The following is a 24,218-nucleotide window of genomic DNA, read 5'->3' as shown; positions in this document are numbered from 1 at the left end:
CGCGCGCGCCGCAGCCACCCTGGGGCAAACGACGATGCGCGCCTCGCGGGCATCAGCGGCCGCGATGGCGTTCGAGCAGCGCGAGCCGCGTGCCCTCGTGCTCGAACTGCGCGAGCCACCATTCGAGCGCGCGCCCGGGCTTGCCGGCCGCGCGCACGCGCCAGGCGCAGTGCATGGTGCCCAGCGGCGGCTGGCGCTCGGTGCGGCGTTCGACCAGGTGGCCGGCCTCGATGTAGGGCCGCGCCATCGGCTCGGGCAGGAAGCCGCCGCCCAGGCCGTGCAGCTGCGCCGCGAGCTTGGCCTGCATGGTCGGCACCGTCAGCACGTCCTGCCCGCCGACCAGGTTGACCGTGAGGCCGGGACTGCTGCGCGCCGAGTCGGCCGCGGCCACGGCGCGGTACTGGCGCAGCACCGCGTCGCTCAGGGGCTCCTCGAGCCGCGCGAGCGGATGGTGCGGCGCCATCGCATAGACGAAGCGCAAGGTGCCCAGCGGCCGGCTGCGCAGGCCGGTGGCGGTCAGGGCCAGGCTGGCGGCATCGAGCACCGCGCCGATCGCGAGGTCGGCCTCGCCGCTGGTCAGCGCCTCGATGGTGCCGAGCAGGGTCTCGTCGCGCAGCTTCAGGCGCGTCGGCGGCTCGAGCGCGAAGAAGGCGGTGGCGAGGTCGAGCAGCGGATCGCGCGCGATCACGCTGTCGACCGCGATCGTGAGCATCGGCTCCCAGCCGGTGGCCACGCGCTTCACGCGGTTGGCCACCGCGTCGATCTCGCCGAGCAGCCGCGCCGCCTCGCGCAGCAGTTCGGCGCCGGCCTCGGTCAATTTCGCCTGCCGTGCGCTGCGGTCGAACAAGAGCACGTCGAGCGCGTCCTCGATCTGGCGCACGCGGTAGCTCAGCGCGCTGGGCACCAGGTCGAGCGCGCGCGCCGCCGCAGCGAAGCTGCCGGTGTGGGCCACGGTCTGCAGCATGGCGAGCGCATCGGGGGTCAGCACGTCGCGGGGGCTGGGCATGGTCGCGGCTCCATCGTTCAAAAAATTTGAATGATGCCATCAAAGCGCGGCGCTTTTCCCTCGGGGGCGCGGGCCTAAAGTTCTTCCCATCCGCTGCGCATCCGGCGCGGCATACGAAGAAGGCCGAAGGTTTCCCCCACGGGGCCCGGCCCAAGGAGTCCGACGATGTTGCAAGTCCGTAAATCCCAGGAACGCGGTTATGCCGACCACGGCTGGCTGCGGTCGTTCCACAGCTTTTCCTTCGCCAACTACTACGACCCGGCCCACATGGGCTTCGGCAACCTGCGCGTGATCAACGAGGACCGCGTGGCCGCCGGTGCCGGCTTCGGCACCCATGGCCACAAGGACATGGAGATCATCAGCTACGTGCTCTCGGGCGAGCTGGCGCACAAGGACAGCATGGGCAACGTGGAGTCGATCCCGCCCGGCGACGTGCAGCGCATGAGCGCCGGCCGCGGCGTGATGCACAGCGAGTTCAACCACAAGGCCGACGAGACCACGCACTTCCTGCAGATCTGGATCCAGCCCAACGTGCGCGGCATCGAGCCGGGCTACGAGCAGAAGCAGTTCAGCAACGCCGAGAAGCGCGGCAAGCTGCGTCTCGTGGCTTCGCCCGACGGCAGGGACGGCTCGGTGACGGTGCATGCCGATGCGCGCCTCTTCGCGGGTCTGCTCGACGGCGAAGAGCAGGCCAGCCTAGTGCTCGACCCGACGCGAAAGAGCTATGTGCACCTGGTGCGCGGCGAGCTCGAAGTGAATGGCCAGAAGCTCCTGGGCGGCGACGCCGCGCTGCTCGAAGGCGAATCGCAACTGACGCTGGCCGCCGGCAAGGACGCCGAGGTGCTGGTGTTCGACCTGGCCGCCTGAGCGGTGTAGAAGGGGAGGCGCCCCGTCCGCGGGGCGCGTCTTCCTGCTCACCCTCCTTGTTTTTCCCCGTTTCCCATCCACAACCACAGAGGAGTTCCCAGCAATGACCACCACCACCGCAACCCCCAACGGCGCGCAGGACACGCTCGCGCTGATCGGCCGCATCCTGATCGCCTACCTGTTCATCCCGGCCGGCATCGGCAAGCTCATGGGCTTCGGCGGCACCGTGGGCTACATCACCTCGGCCGGCCTGCCGCTGCCCGAGGTGGCGGCCGCGGTCGCGATCGTCATCGAACTCGGCCTGGGCATCGCGCTGCTGCTGGGCTTCAAGACCCGCTGGACCGCGATCGTCATGGCCATCTTCACCGTCGTGACCGCGCTGTTCTTCCACAAGTACTGGGCCGTGCCCGATGCGATGAAGATGATGCAGCAGATCAACTTCAACAAGAACATGGCCATCGCCGGCGGCCTGCTCGCCTTCGCCGCCTTCGGCCCGGGCCGCTTCAGCATCGACAAGCGCTGAGCCGCGCCCATCCATCCACCACAAGGACCAATCGAACATGGCCAACATCGTCATCGTCTTCCATTCCGGCTACGGCCATACCCAGCGCGTGGCGCAGGCCGTGGCCGACGGCGCCGGCGCGCAACTGCTCGCCATCGACGCCGACGGCAACCTGCCCGAGGGCGGCTGGGAAACCCTGGCCGCGGCCGACGTGATCATCTTCGGCTCGCCCACCTACATGGGCGGCGTGAGCTGGCAGTTCAAGAAATTCGCCGATGCATCGTCGAAGGTCTGGTACACGCAGGGCTGGAAGGACAAGCTGTTCGCCGGCTTCACCAACAGCGCCACCATCAACGGCGACAAGGTCACGACCATGACCTACCTGTGGACGCTCGCGATGCAGCACAGCGGCATCTGGGTCAGCATGGGCATCCTGCCGACCAACAACAAGGCCGCCACGCGCGATTCGACCAACTACATCGGCGGCTACGGCGGCCTGCTGACGCAGTCGCCCTCGGACGCGAGCCCGGCCGAGATTCCCCGTGGTGACCTCGACACCGCGCGGTCTTTCGGCGAGCGCGTGGCCGCGGTGGCAAGATCGCGCGGCTGACCACCGCCTGCGCGGGCCGCCCCGGCCCGGGGCACCCACGGAGAGAACACGATGACCGACGCCACCCCCACCACCCGTTTGCTGCAACCGCATGACAAGGACCTGGGGGGCGGCTTCAACGTGCGGCGCCTGCTGCCCGCGGCCGTGCGCCGCTCGGTCGGCCCCTTCGTGTTCTTCGACCATTTCGGCCCGGCCACCGAGCAGCCGGGCAACTCGCACGACGTGCGCCCGCATCCGCACATCGGCCTGGCCACCGTCACCTACCTGTTCGAGGGCGCGATGATGCACCGCGACAGCATCGGCAGCGTGCAGGAGATCCTGCCGGGCGCCATCAACTGGATGACCTCGGGCCGCGGCATCGTGCACTCCGAGCGCAAGCCCGAGCGCCTGCTGGCCGAGACCTTCGTCAATCACGGCCTGCAGCTGTGGGCCGCGCTGCCGCAGGCCCATGAAGAGGTCGAGCCCAGCTTCGAGCACACCGCGTCCGACGCCATTCCTGCCCTGTTCGAGCAGGGCGTGGGCGTGCGCGTGCTGGTGGGCGAGGCCTTCGGCGTGCGCTCGCCGGTCACGACCTTCTCGCAGACCGTCTACCTCGACATCGCCCTGCCGGCCGGCGCGAGCTTCGCGCTGCCCGCGCTGGCGCCCGAGCTCGCGGTCTACCCGATCGATGGCGACGTCGGCATCGACGGCGTCGTGGCACCGATGCACACCATGGCGGTGCTGGCCGACGGGCAGGGTGCCAACCTCACGGCACCCGTGACCGCGCCGGTGCGGCTGGTGGTGATCGGCGGCGAGCCGCTCGACGGTCCGCGCTACATCACCTGGAACTTCGTCTCGAGCCGGCGCGAACGCATCCTGCAGGCCGGCGAGGACTGGGCCGCGCAGCGCATGGGCCACGTGCCCGGCGAGACCGAGTTCATTCCGCTGCCGGGCAAGCCCTTCGGCGTGCGCGAGCCCGACACGGGCAGCACGCCCACCTGAGCGCGTTGCGCGGCTACAGCGCGAGCTTGTAGCCCTCGTGGCTCGCCACGAAGCCCAGTCGCTCGTAGAAGCGATGGGCATCGGGCCGGCGCTTGTCGGTCGTGAGCTGCACCAGGGTGCAGCCCCGCTCGCGGCAGCGCGCGATCGCCCACTCGAACATCCGCTGGCCCAGTCCCGCATCGCGCCGCTGCGCCGCGATGCGCACGGCCTCGATCTGGCCGCGCCATGCGCCCTGGCGCGCGATGCCCGGGATGAACGAGAGCTGCAGCGTGCCGACCACCGTGTCGCCCTCGGTCACCACCACCAGTTGCTGGTTCGCATCGGCCGCGATGGCCTCGAAGGCGGCGACGTAGCGCGCATCGACGGCATCGGGTGAAGCACCCGCGGCCTCGCGTTCGCGGCCCAGCGGATCGTCGGCGAGCAGGGCGACGATGGCGGCCAGGTCGGCGCGCGTCGCGGTTCTGAAAACTATTGGGTTCACTTGTGAAACTCTGTTGCATCGTTCGCGCGCCAGGCGGCGCGAAATGCCATCGTCCGATAGTAAAGTGCGCCCGCCGCGGGGGAGGGAACACCGGCCTCGCGACCCACAACCACAACGACGTTGAAGAAAGCGAGCGAGGCGAGATGGCCATTCAGAAGACGCCGGAAACGGCACCGGGCGAGTACGGCGACCTGTTCGAATTCCTGATGAAGGAACTCAAGCTGTTCCAGCGCAAGCTGCTGGTGATGCTCAAGCACGTGAAGACCGGCGAGTCGCAGGTCTACAAGCAGGCCTGGTACGACTTCCACCTCAAGGACCGCCTGACCGCGCTGCTCAAGGCCGAGGACTATGCGGCGGTCGCGCAACTGCCGATCAACAAGGCCGGCCAGACCGGCATCTACATCGAGACCCGCTACGTGAAGTCGGGCGAGGTCGTGGGCTTCCAGTTGGTGGAGGCGCGGCCGCACGAGGGCGGCCGCTATGTGGGGCTCACGCCGGCCGCGGTCTACACCGAAGCCGACGGGCGCCGCGTGCTGGCCTTCGCCGAAGGCCTCTGAACTACTTGCCCAGCGTCACCGCTTCGGCCGGTGGCGCACCGTCGGGCGCATCGGGCAGCAGCTGCGACTTGCGCCGCGAGCCGCGCCAGGCCGAGTAGCCCACGCCGATCAGCAGCAGCACGCACAGGCCGATGAAGGTGCCGCTGATCGGGCGCGTGACGAACACCGACATGTCGCCGCGCGAGAGCAGCAGCGCGCGGCGGAAGTTCTCCTCCACCATCGGCCCGAGCACGAAGCCCAGCAGGATCGGCGCGACCGAGAACTCGAGCGACATCAGCAGCGCGCCGATGATGCCGAACACCAGCACCTCCCAGATCTGGAACAGGCTGTTCTGCGTGCTGAACACGCCCACCGCGATGAAGAACATCGCCGCCGGGAACAGGTACTTGTAGGGCACCTTCAGCAGCTTCACCCAGACGCCGATCAGCGGCACGTTGAGCACCACCAGGATCACGTTGCCGATCCAGAAGCTGGCGATCAGGCCCCAGAAGATGTCCGGGTGCTCGGTGATCAGCTGCGGGCCGGGCTGGATGCCCTGGATCAGCAGCGCGCCGAGGATCAGCGCCATCACCGCGTCGCCCGGGATGCCCAGGCTCATGGTCGGGATGAAGTCGACCTGCGTCTTCGAATGCGCCGAGGCCTCGGGCCCGGCCACGCCTTCGATCATGCCGGTGCCGAAGGCCGCGGGCGTCTTCGACACCTTGCGCTCGAGCGCATAGGCGATGAAGGTGGTGATGGTCGGCCCGGTGCCCGGCATCGCGCCGAAGATCGTGCCCACGATGGTGCCGCGGATCATCGCGGGGAAGGCGCGCTTGAGCTCCTCCTTGCTCGGGCGCATGTCACTGAGCTTGAGCGTGCCGGTGTCGCCGATGCTCTTCATGCGGTTCACGTTGAGCAGGAAGTCGGCGACGCCGAACAGGCCCATCGAGATCGCGACCAGCTCGAGGCCGTCGCTGAGCTCGGGCAGGTCGAAGGCGAAGCGGAAGCTGCCGCTGTTGACGTCGGTGCCGACCACGCCGCACAGCAGGCCGAACACCGTCATCGCCACGCCCTTGAGCGCCGAGCCGCGCGACATGGTCGAGCCGGCGAGCAGGCCCAGCATCATGATCGAGAAGATCTCGGTCGGACCGAACTTGAACGCGATCTGCACCAGCAGCGGCGAGGCGAAGATCATCACCACGATGCCCACCGAGGCGGCGAAGAACGAGGAGATCATCGTCACGCCGAGCGCCACGCCACCCTTGCCCTGCTTGGTCATCGGATAGCCGTCGAGGCAGGTCACCGCATGCGGCGGATGCGAGGGCATGTTCATCAGGATGGCGCCGATCGCGCCCCCGTACTGCGAACCGTAGAAGATGCCGGCCAGCATCAGGATGGCGGGCACCGGATGCATCACGTAGGTGAGCGGCAGCAGGATCGAGATGGCCTGCAGCGCGCCCATGCCGGGCAGCACGCCGATGAGGTTGCCCACCAGCACGCCGAAGAAGGACCAGAGCAGGTTGGAGCCCTGGAACGCGACGCCGAAGCCGAACCAGAGGTCGTGGAGCGATTGTCCGATCATGGTCTCAGCCTCCCCACTGGAACAGCGGCAACTGCAGGCTCAGCGCCCACCAGAACACCACCACCGCGATGGCCATCATCGCGAGCGCGAGCAGCAGCGCTTCGCGCAGCGTGTTGTCGCGGTCGCCGAGCGCCGAGATGAACACGATCGCGAAGGTCGCGGGCAGCAGCCCGCCGTACTCGCCGAGCAGCAGGAAGGCCAGGATGCCCAGCACGATGCAGACGCAGCCGCGCAGGTCGGGCAGGCCGGCGGGATGGCCGTGCGAGACGGCGGCCTCGGGCGCCGGTTGCTGGCCGCGCGCCGAGATCACCATCAAGAGGCCGATGAAGGCCAAAAGCAGCCCGAGCGCGACCGGGAAGAAGCCCGGTCCCATGTGCGCGAGTTCGCCGACCCGGTAGCCGTAGCCGGCATAGGCGGCGGCCAGTCCGACGATCACCATCAGGGCTCCGCCGTAATAGTCTTTCTTGAATTTCGATGGGGCGCGCGATGCCTGCGAGGCCGCGCCACCACCCGTGCTGTGCTGCATATGTCTCCTTCGGGCTGAAGCAATGCAGTCTAGGAAGCGGGCCTTTCAATCCCCTTTCGCAACACGCTTGCAAGGGCCTTCGAGGCCCAAAATACGTGTTATCACGTACGAGCGAGCGGCAACCGGAGGATCGCGCGCAGCCCGCCGCCGTTGGCGCTCTCGGGCATGTCGGCGCTGTCGAGCAGGATCTCGCCGCCGTTGCGCCGCGCATAGCCGCGCGCGATGGTGAGGCCGAGGCCGGCGCCCTGCATCGCGGGTGCGTTCGCGCCATGCGAGGCCGGGTCGCGCTGGAAGCGCTCGAACACGCTGGCACGCCGCTCGGGCGCGATGCCGGGGCCGCTGTCGCAGACCTCGGCCAGCGCCTGCGAGGCATCGCGCCGCACCGTCACCGTGATGTTGCCGCCGCGCGGCGTGTACTTGATCGCGTTGTGCACCAGGTTCGCGAGCAGCTCGTGCAGCTCCTCGGCATTGGCGCGCACCGGGATCACGGGCGATGCCGCGTCCTCTTCCTCGTCGGGCGCGGCGAGGCCCTCGGCCGCGGTGTCGCCGCGCGCATCGACCCAGCCCAGGTCCTGGTCGTGCTCGCGCGCGAGCGGCAGGTACTGCAGCACCACGGCGCGCGCGATCGCGTTGAGGTCGACGATCCCGGGCGCGGCGGCCTCGGTCTCGTCCTCGTGCGTCGCATGCGCGAGCGCCAGCAGTTGTTCGCTCAGGCGCCGCGTGCGCGCGAGCTGCGCGACGATCGCATGCAGCGATTCGCGCATGCGCTCGGGGTCGGTCTCGCGCACCGCGTAGCCGGCCTGGATCGACAGGATGCCCAGCGGCGTGCGCAGCTGGTGCGAGGCATCGGCGAGGAACTGCGAATGCTCGGCCACCATGCGGCGATGGCGGCCGATGTGGTGGTTGACCGCATCGACCAGCGGTACCACCTCCTGCGGCACGCCGGCCGGGTCGAGCGGCTTGATGTCGTCGCGCGCGCGCTCGCGCAGCGAGCGGCGCAGCCGCTCGAGCGGGCGCAAGGTCCAGGCCACGCCCAGCCACACCAGCAGGGCCATCACCAGCACCATGCGCGCGGCGCGCAGCAGTTCCTGGCGCAGCGATTCGTCCACCGCGCGCTGGCGCGGGCCGGTGCCTTCGGCGGCCTGGATCAGCACGGTGTAGGCACTGCCCGCGTGGCTGTTGTAGACCGTCTGGCGCAGCGCGGCCACGCGCACCGGGTGCTGCTGGTAGACCGCGTCGTAGAACACCGGCGCGTCGTCGGCGCCGGTCGCGGTCTTCGGCGGCGGGGCGGGCAGGTCGGGCACGCCCATCAGCGTCTCCTCGGTGCCGGCCGCGCCCCTGGCCAGCGGCGCCGCGCCCACGTGCAGGTACTTGTAGCGCAGGTGGGTCGACTCGAACATCGCCTGCACCGAGAAGGCCTCCTGCACGCGCACGCTGCCGTCGCTCGCGACCACGATGCCGTTGGCCAGCGCCTGCACGGGCTCGAGCAGGCTCTGGTCGTAGGCGTCGACCAGGCTCTCGGTCAGCGCCTGGTAGTTGCTCCAGCTGTCGAGCGCGAGCAGCGCGACCATGCCCGGCAGCAGCAGCGCCAGCAGGCGCGCGCGGATGCCGAAGCGCCAGCTTTCAGTGGGGGGTGGAGACGGCGGCGGCGCGTGCGGGTCCATCGGCGATGCCTTCGAGCATGTAGCCCAACCCGCGCACGGTGACGATGCGCACGTCGCTGTCGGCGAGCTTGCGCCGCAGCCGGTGCAGCACCACCTCGATCGCATCGGGTCCGGCGGTGCTGTCGTTGGTGAACACCTTGCCGAACAGCTGCGACTTGCCGACCGGCGAGCCGCTGCGCATCAGCAGCGCGCTCAGGGCCGCGTGCTCGCGCGGCGTGAGCGCCAGCAGCGTGCCGCGCAGCGTGAAGGCATGGCTCTCGCCGTCGTAGGCCAGCGAGGCGCACTGCAGCCGCGGATGCTGCCGGCCGCGGCTGCGCCGCACCAGCGCGGTCAGCCGCGCCTCGAGCTCGACCAGCTCGAAGGGCTTGGTGAGGAAATCGTCGGCGCCGAGATGCAGGCCGCGCACGCGGTCCTGCAGCGCGCCTTGCGCGGTGAGGATCAGCACCGGCGTGCGGTCGTCGGCATTGCGCATGTCGGCCAGCACCGCGAGGCCGTGCTTGTCGGGCAGCCGCAGGTCGAGCACCACCGCGTCGTACTCGGTGCCGGCCATGAAGGCCTCGGCGGTGCGCGCATCGGGCGCATGGTCGGTGACGAAGCCGCTCTGCGTGAGCGCGCGCACCAGCCAGGAGGCCATGTCCAGTTCGTCTTCCACCAGCAGGATGCGCATCGCGGGGCGGTCGGCCTATCGTTTCTTGTGGAGATCGGGGTCTTCGGCGGCGCGCGCGCTGGCCTTGGCCGCGCGGGCGCTGAGGTCGGGCGCGAGCGCCTCGCGGCCATCGAACACGAAGCAGTCGCCCTGGTAGTGGGCGCCGCCCACCAGCTCGAAGTACTTGAGGATGCCGCCCTCGAGCTGCAGCACGTTGTCGACGCCTTCCTCGCGCATCAGGATCGCGGCCTTCTCGCAGCGGATGCCGCCGGTGCAGAAGCTCACCACCGTCTTGCCCGCGAACTCGGCGCGGTGCGCGCGCAGCGCGGGCGGGAACTCGGTGAACTTCTCGATGCGCCAGTCGATCGCGCCCTCGAAGCTGCCGTGGTCGACCTCGAAGGCATTGCGCGTGTCGAGCAGCGCGATCGCGCGGCCCGCGTCGTCGTGGCCCTGGTCGAGCCAGCGCTTGAGCGTGGGCGCGTCCACGCCTGGCGCGCGGCCGGCCGCGGGCTGGATCGCGGGATGGTCCATGCGGATGATCTCGCGCTTGAGCTTCACGAGCATGCGCCGGAACGGCTGGGCGGTCGACCAGCTGTCCTTGGTCTCGAGGTCGGCGAAGCGCGCATCGGCGCGCACGCCGGCCAGGAAGTCCGCCATCGCGCCGGGTTCGCCGGCCAGAAACATGTTGATACCCTCGGGCGCGATCAGGATCGTGCCCATCAGCCCGAGCGCGCGGCTGCGCTCCAGCAGGCGTTCGCGCAGCACCGGGCCGTCGTCGATGGCCACGAACTTGTAGGCCGCGATGTTCAATATCTCTTGGGTCTCTTGCACGGCGGGAATTCTAGGCGCCGCAGGTTGACCCGTTCCTGACTCGGGCACTCTCGAACCACCGGCGGCTCGGGTGTCAATAGGGGCCGCGCCAACTCACATCGTGGAGGCCCGCCTTCCTACAATGGACGGATGTTCGTTCACCTGCGCCTGCACACCGAGTTCTCCGTCGTCGACGGCACCAACCGCATCGACGAAGTCGTCAAGGCCGCCGCTGCCGACAAGCAGCCCGCGATGGCCATCACCGATCTCAACAACCTGTTCGGCGGGATCAAGTTCTACAAGGAAGCGCGCGGCAAGGGCGTCAAGCCCGTGATCGGCGCCGAGATCTTCCTCGAGGGCATGGGCAAGGACGCTGCGACGCTCACGCGCATCGTGCTGCTGGTGCAGAACAAGCAGGGCTACCTCAACCTCTCGGAGCTGCTGGCACGCGCCTGGACGCAGAACGTCGGCCGCGGCCAGGCCCAGGCGGCCTGCAAGCTCGAATGGGTGGAGGAACTGCAGGGCGGGCTGATCGCGCTGTCGGGCGCGCAGGCCGGTCCGCTCGGCGCGCCGCTGGCCGCGGGGCAGGGCGAACGCGCGGCCGAGCTCGCGCTGCGCCTGGCGGGCATCTTCCCGCACCGCTTCTACATCGAGCTGCAGCGTGCCGGCCGTCCCGAGGACGAGCCGCACGTGCTGGCCGCGGTGCAACTGGCCGCGCGGCTGGGGTTGCCGGTGGTGGCCACGCACCCGGTGCAGTTCGCCACGCGCGAGGACTACGAGGCGCACGAGGCGCGCGTGTGCATCTCCGAGGGCGAGATCCTCGGCAACCCGCGGCGCGTGCGCCGCTTCACGCCCGAGCAGTACTTCAAGTCGAGCGCCGAGATGCAGGCGCTGTTCGCCGACATCCCGAGCGCGCTGGCCAACACGGTCGAGATCGCCAAGCGCTGCAGCCTGACGCTGGTGCTCGGCAAGCCGCAGCTGCCCGACTTCCCCACGCCCTTCGTGAGCGAAGGCGTGCGCATGCCGATCGACGAGTTCTTCCGCCAGGAATCGTTCGAGGGGCTCGAGAAGCGCCTCGAGCACCTGTTCCCCGACGCGGCCAAGCGCGATGCGCAGCGGCCGCGCTATGTCGAGCGGCTCGAGTTCGAGATCAACACCATCCTGAAGATGGGGTTCCCGGGCTACTTCCTGATCGTGGGCGACTTCATCAACTGGGCCAAGCAGAACGGCTGCCCGGTCGGTCCGGGCCGGGGCTCGGGCGCGGGTTCGCTGGTGGCCTATGCGCTGAAGATCACCGACCTCGATCCGCTCGAATACAACCTGCTGTTCGAACGCTTCCTGAATCCCGAGCGCGTCTCGATGCCCGACTTCGACATCGACTTCTGCCAGGGCAACCGCGACCGCGTGATCGACTACGTGAAGGACAAGTACGGCCGCAATGCCGTGAGCCAGATCGCCACCTTCGGCACCATGGCCGCGCGCGCGGCCATCCGCGACGTGGGCCGGGTGCTCGACATGAGCTACATGTTCTGCGACGGCATCAGCAAGCTGATCCCGAACAAGCCCGGCATGTCGGTCACGCTGCAGTACCCGCCGGCGCAGAAGATCGAGGGCGACAAGAACAACTACGCGCTCGAGATGGAGCCGCAGCTCGCGGAGCGGCTCGAGAAGGAGGAAGAGGTCAAGACCGTGGTCGAGCTGGCGCAGAAGCTCGAAGGCATGACCCGCAACATCGGCATGCACGCCGGCGGCGTGCTGATCGCGCCCGGCAAGCTCACCGACTTCTGCCCGCTCTACCAGCAGCCCGGCAGCGACTCGGCCGTGAGCCAGTACGACAAGGACGACGTGGAGGCCATCGGCCTCGTGAAGTTCGACTTTCTGGGCCTGGCCACGCTGACGATCCTCGAGATCGCGCGCGAGTTCATCATGAAGCGGCACAAGGGCCGCGAGAACTTCGCCTACGAGAACATCCCGCTCAACGACGGGCCGACCTACCGGCTGTTCTCCGAGGGCAAGACCGAGGCCGTGTTCCAGTTCGAATCGCGCGGCATGCAGGGCATGCTGAAGGACGCGCGGCCGACCCGGCTCGAGGACCTGATCGCGCTCAACGCGCTGTACCGTCCGGGCCCGATGGACCTGATCCCCAGCTTCGTGGCGCGCAAGCACGGCCGCGAGGACGTGGAGTATCCGCACCCGGCCGTGGCCCAGATGCTCTCGGAGACCTACGGGATCATGGTCTACCAGGAGCAGGTGATGCAGACCGCGCAGATCCTGGGCGGCTACTCGCTCGGCGGCGCCGACCTGCTGCGCCGCGCGATGGGCAAGAAGAAGCTCGAGGAGATGGCCGAGCACCGCGAGAAATTCCGCGCGGGTGCCCTGAGCACGCACGGCATCGCGCAGGACAAGGCCGACGAGATCTTCGACCTGATGGAGAAGTTCGCGGGCTACGGCTTCAACAAGTCGCACGCCGCCGCCTACTCGCTGCTGGCCTATCACACGGGCTGGCTCAAGGTCCACTACACGGCCGAATTCTTCTGCGCCAACATGACGGTGGAAATGGACGACACCGACAAGCTCAAGGTGCTGTTCGAGGACGCGCAGAAGAACTTCGGCCTCACCTTCGAGCCGCCGGACGTGAACCGCGGCAACTACCGCTTCGAGCCGGTCACCGACAAGGTCATCCGCTACGGCCTGGGCGCCGTCAAGGGCACGGGCCAGCTCGCGGTCGAGGCCGTGGTGCGCGCGCGCGAGGAGGGCGGTCCGTTCAAGAGCCTGTACGACTTCTGCGTGCGCATCGACCGCCAGCGCATCAACAAGCGCACGGTCGAGGCGCTGATCAAGGCCGGCGCCTTCGATGCCATCCAGCAGAACCGCGCCTCGCTGATCGCCTCGGTCGACCGCGCCTTCGAATTCGCCAACGCGACCGCGGCCAATGCCGCGCAGGTCGACATCTTCGGCGACAGCGAGCACGGCTCGGCCACGGCCGAGCCCGAGCTGGTCGACGCCACGCCCTGGGGCGTGAAGGAACGCCTGACCTTCGAGAAGACGGCGGTCGGCTTCTACCTCTCGGGCCACCTGTTCGACGAGGTCTCGCACGAGGTGCGGCGCTTCTGCAAGCGCGAGATCACCGACCTGCTCGACAGCCGCGACCAGCAGGTGATCGCGGGCATCGTGAGCGACTTCCGCGTCATCAACGGCCAGCGCGGCCGGCTCGCGATCTTCAAGCTCGACGACAAGTCCGACTCGATCGACGCCACCGCCGACGAGGCGCTGATGAACGCCAACCGCAACACGCTCAAGGACGACGAGCTGGTGATCGTCTCGGGCCGCCTGCAGCCCGCGCGCGGTGGCTTCGAGGCGCGCTTCCAGGTGCAGCAGGTCTGGGACCTGGCCAGCGCGCGCTGCCGCTTCGGCAAGTTCCTGCGCGTGGCGGTCAACGGCAAGGCGCCCGACATCGCGCGCCTGCTCAAGGACTTCCCGGCGCGTACCGAGCAGAGCGAACATGGCGAGCTGGTGCAGGGCCTGCCGGTGCGGCTGTCGATGGCGCGCGGCGGCGCGCAGGTCGAGCTGCAGCTCGGCGAGCGCGCGAAGTTCTTCCCGACCGATGCGGCGCTCGCGAGCTGGACCGCGCAGGCCGAGGCGGGCAAGGCCGCGGTCATCTACGAATAACCGCGCGGCGCGCAGGGACGGCGAAAAGCGATAGCGGGAACTCCTCGCGGGCCGGGCCTTCTTACCGGGGCAGGCTTCGCGCCTGCGCGTTTTCAACCGGCAAGTTCGAGGAGGAACATTCGCCATGCCATACAAGACCGCCACCGGCACCCGCAACGCATCCATCAAGCAGGCCTTCCTGGCCACAGCCGCCCTGGCGCTGGCACTGCCCCTGAGCAGCCTGGCCCAGTACGCCGGCCCGAGCTCGGTGCCCGCCATGACCGTCAAGCAATTGCTCGACACCGGCAAGGACGACCAGCACGCCACCTTGCGCGGCTTCATCGTCTCGCACGACGGCGGCGAGCACTACACCTTCGCCGACGACACCGGCCGCATGAAGGTCGAGATCGACGCCAAGTACTTCCCGCCCGGCGTGAGGATCGACGACAAGGTGCGCGTCGAGATCACCGGCGAGTTCGACAAGGACCTCGTGGGCAACAAGGTCGAGCTCGACGTCAAGCAGCTGGTCGTGGTGCGCTGAGCGCGCCCTTCTCGACCAGCGCGTGCTCGATCCCGTCGAGCACCGCCTCCGGTGCGTGCAGCCAGTCCTTCGCGAGCACCTGCCGCACCTCCCAGCCGAAGGCATCGAGGATCCGCGGGCGCGAGACATAGCGCTCGAGCACGTTGCGGTTCTCGTAGTGGGCCGCCGTGTCCACGAGGATGCCGAGCGCGTAGTGGCTGTTTCCCGCACCTGAATCCGTGCCGGCGGCACGGATCGCCAGGTCGCAGCGAAAGCGCGACTGGCCCACCTGCTCGTCCACCGCATGGCCGCGCGCGCGCAGCGCGGCCGCGAGCTGCACGCTCACCGCGTCGGCCGGCACGTGGCCCGCTCGCACCGCGCCGCGCGTCAGCGGGTTCATGCCCTCGAGCACGCGCGTGGCGGTGGCATCGTCGCCGCGCGACAGGCATTCGGCATAGCGCAGGAAATTCTTCAGCGCCGCGGCACCCTCGTTGTGGTCGTTGGTGATCGCCTCGTGGCGGATCGTCGAGACCACCGCCATGTGGTGGCGTGCGCGGCTGAAGATCACGTTGAGCCGCTTCTCGCCGCCGCGCTGGTTGATCGGCCCGAAGTTCATCAGCATGCGGCCCTCGGCATTCGGGCCGTAGCAGATGCTCAGCAGGATGATGTCGCGCTCGTCGCCCTGCACGTTCTCGAGGTTCTTGATGAACAGGCCGCAGAACTGGTCGTCCTCCTCGCGCACGTACTCGGCCTCGAGCCGTGCCGCGAACTCGGCGTCGGCCGCGGCGAGGCTGTCCAGCTCGGCCTCGATCTCGCCCTGCTGCGCCTCCGAGAAGGCCACGATGCCGAGGCTGCGCCCGGTGCCGCGGCGCAGCAGCTCGCGCACCAGCTGCGCGATGTGGCGCGCCTCGCCGGTGTTGCGGCGGCTGTCGTAGACCGCGTCGGTCACGCGGTGGAAGCTGATGGCGCGCGAGAGCAGCGCATCGGCCTGTGCGGCCACCGACTCGGCCGAGGCGGCGTTCGACTGCACCAGGATCTCGGCGCGCTCCTCGCTCGGCAGGCTGCGGTCGGGGATGGTGTAGAGGTTGCCGGCGTAGAAGGCCGCGTTCGAGAAGCCGATCAGCGACTCGTAGCGGCTGCGGTAGTGCCAGGCCAGCAGGGTGGCCGGCAGGTTGCGCGCGCCCTGGTTGAGCAGGCTGTCGGCATCGAGCACCACCGCGATGCGGTCGCCCTCGTTGTCCTCATCCTCGACCGACACGGTCTGGTCCTCGGCATCGCGGCCCGACGAGAAGAAGCTGGTCGGCGGCAGTTGCATCTCGTCGCCCACCACGATGATCTGCGGCGCGCGGTAGAGCGCGGGCACGGCTTCCTCGACCGGGATCTGGCTCGCCTCGTCGAAGATCACGACGTCGAACAGGTCGGCCGCGAGCGGCAGCGTGTCGGACACCGACAGCGGGCTCATGAGCCAGATCGGCTTCATGTCGCGCACCACCTGGCCGGTCTCGCCGCTCGCGAGTTCGCGGATCGCCTTGTAGCGCATGGTCTTGCCGAACTCGTGCTCGAGCTCGCGGCGGCCGGCGTTGTAGCTCTTCTTGAACGCCTTGCCCTCGGCATCGAGCTGGCTCGCGGGCAGGGTGCTCTTCTGCACATGGTCGCGAAAGCGCTGGCGCACGGCGGCGGCCAAGGTGCGCGCATTGCGGCCGAGCAACTGGCGCTCGGCATCGCCCAGGCGCTGCGCATGGCGCGCGAGCGTGGCCGCATCGAAGCGCGGCAGCCAGCGCTCGGCGCGGTAGACGCGCTCGAGGCCCTCGCGCGCGACCGCGAACTCGATCGCCTCGGGCGCGAGCGGCAGGCCGCGCAGCGCGGCGGCCACGGCCGGATCGGCATCGGCGAGTTCCTGCAGCGGCGCGAGCACCGCGGGCAGCGCATCGGCCTGGTCGTGCAGCGTGCGCGCGAGCTCCTCGAGCGTGGCCAGCGGCAGGGCTGCGGGATCGTGGACCAGGTCGCGCCACAGCGCATCGAGCACGTCGCAGCGTGAGCCCGCGGCGACCAGGCGTTCGACGTCGCGGCTCGCGCCGGGCGCGCTGCGCAGATGGGCCTGGAAGGCGACGCGCAGGCTGCCGGCATCGTCGAGGCCGCGCAGTGCCTGCATCTGCTGCGCATAGGCCTCGGGGTCGGTGCAGCCGTAGTCGGCTTCGAGTTGCGCGGCCTGCTTCCGCAGCGCGGCGCGGGCCGTGTGCTCGGCCAGCAGTTCCTCGAGCAGTTGCGCGGGCTTCGGCCGCACCGCATGCGCGGCGAAGTCGTAGCGGCGCTTGAGTTCGCCCGACAGCCGCCACCACGAGGGCTGGAGGAAGCGCAGCAGCGAGTGCTGCTGCGCGCGGGCCTGCGCGAGGCCGGCCTCGGTGTCGGCGTGCGAGAGCCTGTCGCGCCAATGCGTGGTGCGTTGCAGCTTCTCGTCGAGCGCCTGCTGCAGGCCGCGGCGTTCGGTGAGCGCGGCGTTCAGCGCCTGGCTCGCGGGATGGGCCGCATCGAGCAGCGCGAGCTGCCCGCGCGCGGCCAGCGTCGCGACGCGGCGCGCATCGGCCACCAGCGCGAGCGCGTCGCGCCATGTCACGCCGGCTTCGGCCAGCGGCGGCCAGGCCTCGACCAGCGCATCGCGGCAGGCCCCGCTTTGCGTCGCGGCGCGTTCCGAGCCTTCGACCAGCGCGGCCAGCGGCTTGGGCTGGCGCAGCAGCGTGGGCGCGAGCAGCGCGAACGGATGCTGCGCGAGCGTGGGCGCGCCCAGGCTCTCGGTCACGGCCAGGTGCAGCCGCGCGGCCAGCTCGGCATGGCGGCGCCAGGCTGCGTAGTCGGGCAGGGCCTCGGCCTGCAGCGGCGTGAGCTTGGGGTCGACGGTCTTGAGCGCAACCAGCCGCGCCACCAGTTCGCGCAGCGTGACGGCCAGGTGCGCGGGCACCTCGCGCATCGCGGCGTCGAAGCGCTCGAGCGCGCGCAGGTCGAGGTCCATCGCATCGAGCAGCCGCGTGCGTTCGCCGCCCTCGGCCTCGAGCGTGGAGGGCGCCTCGAGCCACTGCTCGTAGGTCTGGCGCAGGTTCTGCACGAAGGCCTTCTTGTCGCCCTGCGAGTCGTGGATCATGCAGCAGAGTTCGTCCAGCCCCTGCTGGCGCAGGCGGTGGAACACCACGTCGATCGCGGCGCGCTTCTCGCAGACGAAGAGCACGCGGCGGCCGCGCCCCACGTAGTCGGCGATCAGGTTGGTGATGGTCTGCGACTTGCCGGTGCCCGGCGGCCCCTGAATGATGTAGCTGGCCCCGGTGCGCGCCAGCGCCACGGCGGCGGTCTGGGTCGCGTCGGCCTGCACCACCGGCCATTGCTCGGCCAGCGGCAGCACGGCAGGCGTCTCGGCGTCGACCTGGCGCGGCTGCAGCGAGAACACGCGGTCGAAGGCCTCGCTCGCCATGTCCGATTCGACCAGCCCGCTGTAGTCGCGCACCAGCGACATCTTGCGGTGGTTGAAGTTGCCGAGCGTCACGGCCGTGAGGTCCACGTCCCACTGGTAGGGATTGCCGGCGTTCTCGCGCAGCGCGAAGGTCTGGCGCTCGGCCTCGGCGGGCGCCGTCTGCGGTGCCATCTGCGGTGCACGTGGCGTCGGGCGCGCGCCCACCGCGCCGGCCAGCGGCAGCGGCACGCGTTGCACGCGGGCATGGAACAGCTGCAGCCCGCGCGGGCGGAAATCGTCCTGCGCATAGCTGTAGTCGGTGGCCGCGATGGGCACGGCCGAGGGCGCGCGCTCGCGCACGCGCCGCTTGAACTGCTCGAGCCGCTGGCGCGCGCGCTGGTGGATCAGCGCGATCTCGGGCTGCCGCAGCAGCCGCAACTGCACCCCGGGCTCGGTGCGCGCGATCTGCGCGGCCAGCTCGGCATGGAACTGCTCGATCGAGGTTTCGCGCAGGTCGATGCTCTCGGGCAGCACGATGCCGTAGAGCTGGCGCAGGTGATGGCGCAGCGTCGGGTTGACCTGGGCCTCGGGGCCCGCGGCTTCGAGCAGGTACTGGTCGCGCACGCCCTTCTTGCGCGAGAGCTCCACCGGCAGCATCAGCAGCGGCGAGACGATGCGCTCGTCGGCGTCCTCCTTGAGGTTGTGCCAGCGCAGGAAAGCGATCACCAGCGAGAGCTGCGACAGGCCGTATTCGGCGCGGTCGCGCCGCGCCTCCTGCAGGATGCGGTCGAGCGCGCCCGGCAGGTAGGGCTGGTCCTCGAAGCGCAGCCAGCGCGCGAGCGGCACCGGGTCGCCGCTCGCGACCTCGGCGGCGAAGCGGCCGTCCCACACGCAGAGCTGGTCGACGCGGATGCTCTGCAGGTCGACCACCAGCGGCACGCTGGCCACCGTGAGGTTGACGTGCGCCTGCGTGGGCTTGAAGTACAGCAGCCGGTTGCGCCGCGAGAGGTCGAACAGCCGGTCGCGCAGGTGCAGCTGGATCGCCTGGCGGCGCTGGCCCGCGCCGTCCTTCGGGTTCGCGAGGCGCTCCAGGCCCAGGTCCAGCGGCTGGTCGCGGTAGGTCTCGAGGCGGCGGATCACCGAGGGCAGGTCGCGCGCGCGCTCGTGGCGATCGAGCGCCGTCATCTCGACGATCACCGCGGCCAGCACCGGGTGCAGCCGGCGGTTGATCTCGAACAGGTTGCCGCGGTGCTCGGCGAAGCGCGCGAGCTCCTCGCCCTGCGTGAAGTCGAGTCCGCAGGCCAGGCTGGCGAGCACCTGGCCCAGGCACAGCATGTCGCTGAGCGCGTCGTGGTGCGCGAAGCGCTGCTCCCAGGCGCCGTAGCCGGGCAGGTAGGCCGGGCGCTGCGGCACCGTGTCGGGCGTGGCCTCGGGCAGCACCTCGAGGTTCTCGCGCGCGACGCCGATGCCGGCCTCGACGGTGACGCGTTCCTCGCCCACCACGCGCAGCACCGAGGCCACCGGGCGCTCGAGCGGCGCGATCGCCTGCGGGTTGCGCTTCGGCTCGGCGCCCGCGGGCTGGGCCAGTTCCAGCGCGGGCAGCTCGTTCACGCGGTAGGCCATCGCATGGCCCAGCGCGGCGACCCGGCCCTGCTCGTGCAGTGCCGAGACCTCGCGCAGCAACGGCAGCGCGAGGGCCAGCACGTCGTCGGTCTGCAGGCCGCCGTGGGCATTGGCGGTGTCGAGCAACTGCAACAGCGGTGCGATGCTCGTCATGCCGTGGCGCTCCGTGCGTGCTGGGCCCGGGCCTTGTCGAGCACGGTGGCGGCGTCGCGCTTGACGCGCGCGAGGCTGCGCTTGGCCAGCTTGAGGTCCTGCGCGAGCCGCTGCTCGAACGGCGCGGCGCAGCCCAGCGGCTCGGCCAGCGCGAGCGCCGCGGCCAGCGCGGCGTCGTCGAGCTCGGGATCGGCCGCGACGAAATCGACCAGCACGCTGGCCATGTAGTCGTGCAGCCCGGCGGGCAGCGGATCGGGCGGCGGCGGCTCGACGGCCTGCGGCAGCGAGGGCACGAAGCCCGGGAAGAAGCGCCGCGCATGCGCGAGCAACGGATCGGACTGCATGAAGGGCTCGCGCAGCAGCCGCGCGACCACGGCGCGGGTCAGGCCGCCCACGCGCTCCTGGCCCAGCACGTCGAGCGTGCCGAGGTCGAGCGGGCCTTCGAGCGCGCCGGCCAGCCAGGCATCGGCCTGCGGATCGCGCTCGCTCCACAGCCGCAGCGCGCGGGCGCGCACGAAGACTTCGGGATGGCTGGTGCCGCGCGTGGCCGCGTCGGGCCCGGCGCTGATTTCGTCGGCCTGGCGCAGGTAGCTCGCGGCATGGACCTGCGCGAGGCCGGTCTGCACCTTGACCAGCGCGCTCACCGCGGGCTCGAGCGCGCCGCAGCCCACGCAGGCGCCGCGGTCGGCGAAGGCCTCGGTGTAGAGGCTGTGGCGCCGCGCGGTCTGCAGGTGGCTCGCGTCGGCGCGCGGATCGGCCGCGGTCGCCTGCAGCAGCCGGTCGACCGCCAGGTGGCGGCCGTCGTCGCGCGTCCACAGCAGGTGATGGGCCAGCTCGTGGCCGAGCACGGCCTGCAGCTCGGGCCCTTGCAGCCGCTCGAGCAGCGGGCCCGAGAGCACGATGTGGGCCTCGCCCGGCAGCATGTGGATGGCGGCGTTCATCGCGCCGTCGTGGCCCTGGTAGAGCGTGATCGGCACCGTGACGCCGAGCCGCTGCGCGACCAGCGCGGCATGCGCATGCAGCTCGGGATGCGCGTCGGCGTCGAGCCGGTACGACTGGCGCAGCAGCTCGGCACGCACGGCGGCCGCATGCTCCTCCCGCGCCTCGGCCGAGGCGGCCCAGCGCCAGGCCTCGGGCTCGTTCGCCTGCAGATGGGCGGCCAGCGCCTGCTGGTAGGGCAGCGGCACCAGGTCGGCCAGGCCGACGGGAGAAAGCGTGGGGGAGGGGGCGCCGGGAGAGGAGTCGACCATGTCGGGATCGCCGGTAACAAGAGTTGCCGACGATCCTAAACGAGCACCGTGGCGGTGCCGTCCTTCCTCAGTGCGCCATCGGCGCGACCGCGAGGTCGGGCAGCACGTTCATGATGCGCAAGGTCTCCTGCACCACCTGGCTGAACACGGGCGCGGCCACCAGCCCGCCGAAGTACTTGCCGGCGCCGGGCTCGTCGACCATCACCGCGACGATGATGCGCGGCTTGTCGATCGGCGACATGCCGGTGTACCAGGCGCGGTACTTGTCGGAGGCATAGCCCTTGCCGACCTGCTTGTGGGCGGTGCCGGTCTTGCCGCCGACCGAATAGCCCATGGTCTGCGCCAGCGGCGCGGTGCCGCCGGGCGCGGCCGCCAGGTGCATCATCTGGCGCACCTCGCTGGCCACCAGCGGCGAGAACACCTGCACGCCCGTGGGCGGCGTGCCGTCGTTCTTCAGCAGGCTGACCGGGATCACCTCGCCGTCGTGCGCGAAGGCGGTGTAGGCATGGGCGATCTGGAACAGCGAGGCCGAGAGGCCGTAGCCATAGGACATGGTGGCCTGCTCGATCGGCCGCCACGACTTCCACGGCCGCAGCCGCCCGGTCACCGCGCCCGGGAACACGGTCTGCGGCTTCTGGCCCAGGCCGACCGCGGTCAGCGAGTTCCACATCTCCTGCGCCGACATGCGCTGCGAGATCTTCGTCGCGCCGACGTTGCTCGACTTCTGGATCACGCCCTCGACCGTGAGCACGCCGAAGTTCTCGTCGTCGTGGATGGTGGCGCCCGAGACGGTGATGCGGCCCGGATTGGTGTCGATGATGGTCTTGGGCGTGACGCGGCCGAGCTGCAGCGCGGTCGCGATGGTGATCGGCTTCATCGTCGAGCCGGGCTCGAAGACGTCGGTCATGGCGCGGTTGCGCAACTGCTCGCCGCTGAGGTTGCGCCGGTCGTTGGGGTTGTAGCTCGGGTAGTTGGCCATCGCCAGCAGCTCGCCGGTGCGCGCGTCGACCACCACCACGCTGCCGGCGCGGGCCTTGTTCGCGACCACGGCGTCGCGGATCTTCTCGTAGGCCAGCGATTGCACGCGGTCGTCGATGCTCAGCTGGATGTCGCGCCCGTCGGTCGGCGGCACCTGGTCCTCGGTGTCCTCGACGATGTGGCCGAGCCGGTCCTTCAGCACATGGCGCGAGCCGGCCTTGCCGGCCAGGTCCTTGTCGAAGGCCAGCTCCACGCCTTCCTGGCCGATGTCCTCGACGTTGGTGAAGCCGGCCAGGTGGGCCGCAGCCTCGCCCTCGGGGTACTGGCGGCGGTAGTCGCGGCGCAGGTAGAGGCCCTTGATGCCGAGCGCCGCCACCTGCTTGGCCACGGATTCATCGACCTGGCGCCGGATCCAGACGAAGCTCTTGTCCTCGTCCTCGAGCTTCTTGTCGAAGTCCTTCTGCGGCATGCCGAGCAACCGTGCCGCTTCACGCAACCGGGCCTGCACGGCGGGGTCGTCGCGCTCGATGTCCTCGGGAATAGCCCAGATGCTGGGCGCGGGAATGTCGGAGGCCAGGATCAGTCCGTTGCGGTCGAGGATGCGGCCGCGGTTGGCCGGCAGCTCGAGCGTGCGCAGGTAGCGCACCTCGCCCTGGTGCTGGAAGAAGTCGTTGTCGAAGACCTGCACGTAGGCCGCGCGCACCGCGAGCAGCAGGAAGCCGAAGGCCACGGCCGCGACGATGAGCTTGCTGCGCCAGACCGGTGTCCTGCTCGCGAGCAGGGGGCTGCTGCCATACCGGATGTGTCCGTTGGGCTTCATCGTTCTTCTGAGGGAGCGCTCTTCCCCGCCGTGTTGTTGTGGGCGGTAGAGGGGGCCGGAGGCCGCGAGTTCCGGGCCGGCGCGCGCGCTCATTCGGCGCTAAGACTGCGGCGGCGCGGGGCCGAAGCACCGCGCCGCTTGCTTCTTCAGTGCATCACTGCGATTTCGGCCGCACGCTGATGATCGGGAACGGCGAGGGCACGCGGCCGTCGACGTCGCGCGGCATCACCTCGGTCTTCTGCACCGCGCGCAGGGCGGCGTCGTCCCAGGCGGCATTGCCGCTGGACTTCACGAGGCGCGGCGTGCCGACGATGGTGCCGTCGGGCGAGGTCTGGATCTGGATCTCGGCCGCGGGGTTGTCGCTGATCGAGTTCGGATCGAACACCACGTTGCGCTTGATCAGCGCGGCCACGCGGCCGAAGTAGCCGGCCGACGGACCGCCGCTGCCCGCGCCCTTGCCCGAGCGCGGACCGGTGGTCTGCTCGGCCGTGGAGCCGGCCTGGCCCATCAGGCGGCGCAGGTTGTCCTGGCGGTCCTTGTCGAGCTGCGCCTTCTGCTGCTCGAGCTTCTTGGCGTCGTCGCGCTTCTTCTGTTCCGCGAGCTTCTGCTGCTCGGCCTGCTTCTGCTGTTGCAGTTCCTTCTGGCGGTCTTCCTCGCGCTTCTTGGCCTCGAGCTGGTCCTTTTCCTTCTTGGCCTGGGCTTCCTGGCGCTTCTTCTCCTGCTGGCGCTGCTGTTCCTGTTCGCGCTCGCGCTGTTCCTTTTCCTCGCGCAGCTTCTTCTCGCGCTCGAGCGCGATGTCGGGCGCCTTGGGCGCCGGCGTGGGATCGGGCCGCACGGCCTGCGGAGGAGGCGGCGGGGGCGGGGGAGGCGGCGGTGCGGGCGTGGGCTCGGGGGCCGGCGGCGGGTTGGCGATGCGCGGCGCGGCCACCTGCTGCGTGGGCGACCACAGCTCGGCTTCCACCGCGTCGTCGTCGCCTTCGCTCTTCCAGCGCACGCCCCAGGTCAGCGCGGCGATCAGCAGCGCGTGCGCGATCAGGGCGAGCACCACGGCGCGCGGCGTGCCGCGCTGCGGCGGCGGCGCGAACTCGGGGCGATCGAGGGCAAGTGACATGCGTTTCGGGGTCCGGCTGGCGCTACGGCTTGGCGTTGGTGGTCTGGACCGACAGGCCCACGCGCTCGATGCCGGCGCGCTTGAGCTGGTTCATGGCCTTCACCACGGTCTCGTACTTGACCGACTTGTCGGCGCTGATGACCACCGGGCGCTGGTCGTCGCCGTTCTGCGCGGCCTTGGCGATGCTGCCGATCTGCGTCATCGGCACCGAGGCGCCGCCGGTGCCCTGGGAGGGGTCCTTCTTGACCTGCACCTCGTCGTCGCTCTTGATGACGATCTCGATCGGCTTGTCGGGCTGCTTGTTGGCGCGGTCGACCGTGGGCAGGTTGATCACGCTCGGCGTGATGAGCGGCGCGGTGACCATGAAGATGATCAGCAGCACCAGCATCACGTCGATGAACGGGACCATGTTGATCTCGTTGATCGTGCGGCGACCGCGGCCGCGGGACGAAACGGCGGGCATGC

General features: G+C 70.0%; 19 protein-coding genes. 7 read left to right on the top strand and 12 right to left on the bottom strand.

Going from position 1 to position 24,218, the window contains the following annotated elements:
* Nucleotides 1–52: 52 nt before the first annotated feature.
* Nucleotides 53–1,006 (bottom strand): LysR family transcriptional regulator, encoded by a 954-nt coding sequence (locus BM109_RS16445; RefSeq protein WP_093344364.1) that lies wholly within the window; start codon nucleotides 1,004–1,006, stop codon nucleotides 53–55.
* Between the two features lie 165 nt (nucleotides 1,007–1,171).
* Here BM109_RS16445 and BM109_RS16440 point away from each other — a divergent pair, with 165 nt between their 5' ends.
* The 4 genes from BM109_RS16440 to BM109_RS16425 all read left to right on the top strand — a co-directional run bounded on the left by BM109_RS16440 (nucleotide 1,172) and on the right by BM109_RS16425 (nucleotide 3,966).
* Complete coding sequence (locus BM109_RS16440; RefSeq protein WP_093344362.1) at nucleotides 1,172–1,873, top strand: pirin family protein; 702 nt, start codon at nucleotides 1,172–1,174, stop codon at nucleotides 1,871–1,873.
* Nucleotides 1,874–1,976: 103 nt separating this feature from the next.
* Complete coding sequence (locus BM109_RS16435; RefSeq protein WP_093344361.1) at nucleotides 1,977–2,396, top strand: DoxX family protein; 420 nt, start codon at nucleotides 1,977–1,979, stop codon at nucleotides 2,394–2,396.
* A 37-nt stretch (nucleotides 2,397–2,433) separates the two neighbouring features.
* Entirely contained in the window at nucleotides 2,434–2,985 is a 552-nt protein-coding gene (locus BM109_RS16430; RefSeq protein ID WP_093344359.1) for a flavodoxin family protein, read from the top strand.
* Nucleotides 2,986–3,036: 51 nt separating this feature from the next.
* A complete protein-coding gene (locus BM109_RS16425; RefSeq protein WP_093344357.1) occupies nucleotides 3,037–3,966 on the top strand; it encodes a pirin family protein in 930 nt (309 codons plus the stop codon).
* Nucleotides 3,967–3,979: 13 nt separating this feature from the next.
* Here the strand turns inward: BM109_RS16425 and BM109_RS16420 are convergent, their stop codons facing one another.
* Nucleotides 3,980–4,447: a GNAT family N-acetyltransferase gene (locus tag BM109_RS16420; RefSeq protein WP_093344355.1), complete on the bottom strand. Its 468-nt coding sequence runs from the start codon at nucleotides 4,445–4,447 to the stop codon at nucleotides 3,980–3,982.
* A gap of 143 nt (nucleotides 4,448–4,590) precedes the next feature.
* Here BM109_RS16420 and BM109_RS16415 point away from each other — a divergent pair, with 143 nt between their 5' ends.
* Nucleotides 4,591–5,004, top strand: a complete 414-nt coding sequence (locus BM109_RS16415) for a hypothetical protein (RefSeq protein ID WP_093344353.1) — start codon at nucleotides 4,591–4,593, stop codon at nucleotides 5,002–5,004.
* 1 nt (nucleotide 5,005) lies between these two features.
* Here the strand turns inward: BM109_RS16415 and BM109_RS16410 are convergent, their stop codons facing one another.
* From BM109_RS16410 to BM109_RS16390, 5 genes are all read right to left on the bottom strand, one after another.
* Nucleotides 5,006–6,565, bottom strand: coding sequence for a tripartite tricarboxylate transporter permease (locus BM109_RS16410; RefSeq protein WP_093344351.1), 1,560 nt, complete (start codon nucleotides 6,563–6,565; stop codon nucleotides 5,006–5,008).
* A gap of 4 nt (nucleotides 6,566–6,569) precedes the next feature.
* Nucleotides 6,570–7,091, bottom strand: a complete 522-nt coding sequence (locus tag BM109_RS16405; RefSeq protein ID WP_371268817.1) for a tripartite tricarboxylate transporter TctB family protein — start codon at nucleotides 7,089–7,091, stop codon at nucleotides 6,570–6,572.
* Nucleotides 7,092–7,192: 101 nt separating this feature from the next.
* A complete protein-coding gene (locus BM109_RS16400) occupies nucleotides 7,193–8,755 on the bottom strand; it encodes a sensor histidine kinase (RefSeq protein ID WP_093344348.1) in 1,563 nt (520 codons plus the stop codon).
* Complete coding sequence (locus tag BM109_RS16395; RefSeq protein WP_093344346.1) at nucleotides 8,715–9,422, bottom strand: response regulator; 708 nt, start codon at nucleotides 9,420–9,422, stop codon at nucleotides 8,715–8,717. Before BM109_RS16395 ends, BM109_RS16400 begins: the two co-directional genes overlap by 41 nt.
* Before the next feature lie 15 nt (nucleotides 9,423–9,437).
* Nucleotides 9,438–10,232: a sulfurtransferase gene (locus BM109_RS16390; RefSeq protein WP_093344344.1), complete on the bottom strand. Its 795-nt coding sequence runs from the start codon at nucleotides 10,230–10,232 to the stop codon at nucleotides 9,438–9,440.
* Between the two features lie 129 nt (nucleotides 10,233–10,361).
* Here BM109_RS16390 and dnaE point away from each other — a divergent pair, with 129 nt between their 5' ends.
* Nucleotides 10,362–13,880 carry a DNA polymerase III subunit alpha gene (dnaE, locus tag BM109_RS16385; RefSeq protein WP_093344342.1) on the top strand — a complete coding sequence of 1,173 codons (3,519 nt, stop codon included), beginning with the start codon at nucleotides 10,362–10,364 and terminating at the stop codon, nucleotides 13,878–13,880.
* Nucleotides 13,881–14,004: 124 nt separating this feature from the next.
* On the top strand, nucleotides 14,005–14,400 hold the full coding sequence (locus BM109_RS16380; protein WP_093344340.1) for a YgiW/YdeI family stress tolerance OB fold protein: 396 nt from the start codon (nucleotides 14,005–14,007) through the stop codon (nucleotides 14,398–14,400).
* Here the strand turns inward: BM109_RS16380 and BM109_RS16375 are convergent.
* From BM109_RS16375 to BM109_RS16355, 5 genes are all read right to left on the bottom strand, one after another.
* Nucleotides 14,375–19,594 (bottom strand): DUF4011 domain-containing protein, encoded by a 5,220-nt coding sequence (locus tag BM109_RS16375; RefSeq protein WP_093344338.1) that lies wholly within the window; start codon nucleotides 19,592–19,594, stop codon nucleotides 14,375–14,377. The genes BM109_RS16380 and BM109_RS16375 overlap by 26 nt on opposite strands.
* Nucleotides 19,591–20,844 (bottom strand): M48 family metalloprotease, encoded by a 1,254-nt coding sequence (locus BM109_RS16370; RefSeq protein WP_143129179.1) that lies wholly within the window; start codon nucleotides 20,842–20,844, stop codon nucleotides 19,591–19,593. The genes BM109_RS16375 and BM109_RS16370 overlap by 4 nt, the downstream gene beginning before the upstream one ends.
* A gap of 67 nt (nucleotides 20,845–20,911) precedes the next feature.
* Nucleotides 20,912–22,642, bottom strand: coding sequence for a peptidoglycan D,D-transpeptidase FtsI family protein (locus BM109_RS16365; RefSeq protein ID WP_093344335.1), 1,731 nt, complete (start codon nucleotides 22,640–22,642; stop codon nucleotides 20,912–20,914).
* A 154-nt stretch (nucleotides 22,643–22,796) separates the two neighbouring features.
* The gene (locus BM109_RS16360) at nucleotides 22,797–23,753 is read right to left on the bottom strand and encodes a cell envelope integrity protein TolA (protein WP_093344334.1); all 957 of its coding nucleotides are present in this window, start codon (nucleotides 23,751–23,753) and stop codon (nucleotides 22,797–22,799) included.
* Between the two features lie 22 nt (nucleotides 23,754–23,775).
* Nucleotides 23,776–24,216: an ExbD/TolR family protein gene (locus BM109_RS16355; RefSeq protein WP_093344332.1), complete on the bottom strand. Its 441-nt coding sequence runs from the start codon at nucleotides 24,214–24,216 to the stop codon at nucleotides 23,776–23,778.
* Between the last annotated feature and the right edge of the window lie 2 nt (nucleotides 24,217–24,218).

Source organism: Variovorax sp. PDC80 (assembly GCF_900115375.1).
GTDB lineage: Bacteria > Pseudomonadota > Gammaproteobacteria > Burkholderiales > Burkholderiaceae_C > Variovorax.
Note: the sequence above shows the minus strand (reverse complement) of the source record. Positions and strands in the feature narration are given on the sequence as shown.

What these genes read in the sequence shown, in the direction of transcription:
- BM109_RS16445 (WP_093344364.1), bottom strand. Translation starts at nt 1,006, where the DNA reads ATGCCCAGCCCCCGCGACGTGCTGACCCCCGATGCGCTCGCCATGCTG.
- BM109_RS16440 (WP_093344362.1), top strand. Translation starts at nt 1,172, where the DNA reads ATGTTGCAAGTCCGTAAATCCCAGGAACGCGGTTATGCCGACCACGGC.
- BM109_RS16435 (WP_093344361.1), top strand. Translation starts at nt 1,977, where the DNA reads ATGACCACCACCACCGCAACCCCCAACGGCGCGCAGGACACGCTCGCG.
- BM109_RS16430 (WP_093344359.1), top strand. Translation starts at nt 2,434, where the DNA reads ATGGCCAACATCGTCATCGTCTTCCATTCCGGCTACGGCCATACCCAG.
- BM109_RS16425 (WP_093344357.1), top strand. Translation starts at nt 3,037, where the DNA reads ATGACCGACGCCACCCCCACCACCCGTTTGCTGCAACCGCATGACAAG.
- BM109_RS16415 (WP_093344353.1), top strand. Translation starts at nt 4,591, where the DNA reads ATGGCCATTCAGAAGACGCCGGAAACGGCACCGGGCGAGTACGGCGAC.
- BM109_RS16410 (WP_093344351.1), bottom strand. Translation starts at nt 6,565, where the DNA reads ATGATCGGACAATCGCTCCACGACCTCTGGTTCGGCTTCGGCGTCGCG.
- BM109_RS16405 (WP_371268817.1), bottom strand. Translation starts at nt 7,091, where the DNA reads ATGCAGCACAGCACGGGTGGTGGCGCGGCCTCGCAGGCATCGCGCGCC.
- BM109_RS16400 (WP_093344348.1), bottom strand. Translation starts at nt 8,755, where the DNA reads ATGGACCCGCACGCGCCGCCGCCGTCTCCACCCCCCACTGAAAGCTGG.
- BM109_RS16395 (WP_093344346.1), bottom strand. Translation starts at nt 9,422, where the DNA reads ATGCGCATCCTGCTGGTGGAAGACGAACTGGACATGGCCTCCTGGCTG.
- dnaE (WP_093344342.1), top strand. Translation starts at nt 10,362, where the DNA reads ATGTTCGTTCACCTGCGCCTGCACACCGAGTTCTCCGTCGTCGACGGC.
- BM109_RS16380 (WP_093344340.1), top strand. Translation starts at nt 14,005, where the DNA reads ATGCCATACAAGACCGCCACCGGCACCCGCAACGCATCCATCAAGCAG.
- BM109_RS16375 (WP_093344338.1), bottom strand. Translation starts at nt 19,594, where the DNA reads ATGACGAGCATCGCACCGCTGTTGCAGTTGCTCGACACCGCCAATGCC.
- BM109_RS16370 (WP_143129179.1), bottom strand. Translation starts at nt 20,844, where the DNA reads ATGGTCGACTCCTCTCCCGGCGCCCCCTCCCCCACGCTTTCTCCCGTC.
- BM109_RS16365 (WP_093344335.1), bottom strand. Translation starts at nt 22,642, where the DNA reads ATGAAGCCCAACGGACACATCCGGTATGGCAGCAGCCCCCTGCTCGCG.
- BM109_RS16360 (WP_093344334.1), bottom strand. Translation starts at nt 23,753, where the DNA reads ATGTCACTTGCCCTCGATCGCCCCGAGTTCGCGCCGCCGCCGCAGCGC.
- BM109_RS16355 (WP_093344332.1), bottom strand. Translation starts at nt 24,216, where the DNA reads ATGCCCGCCGTTTCGTCCCGCGGCCGCGGTCGCCGCACGATCAACGAG.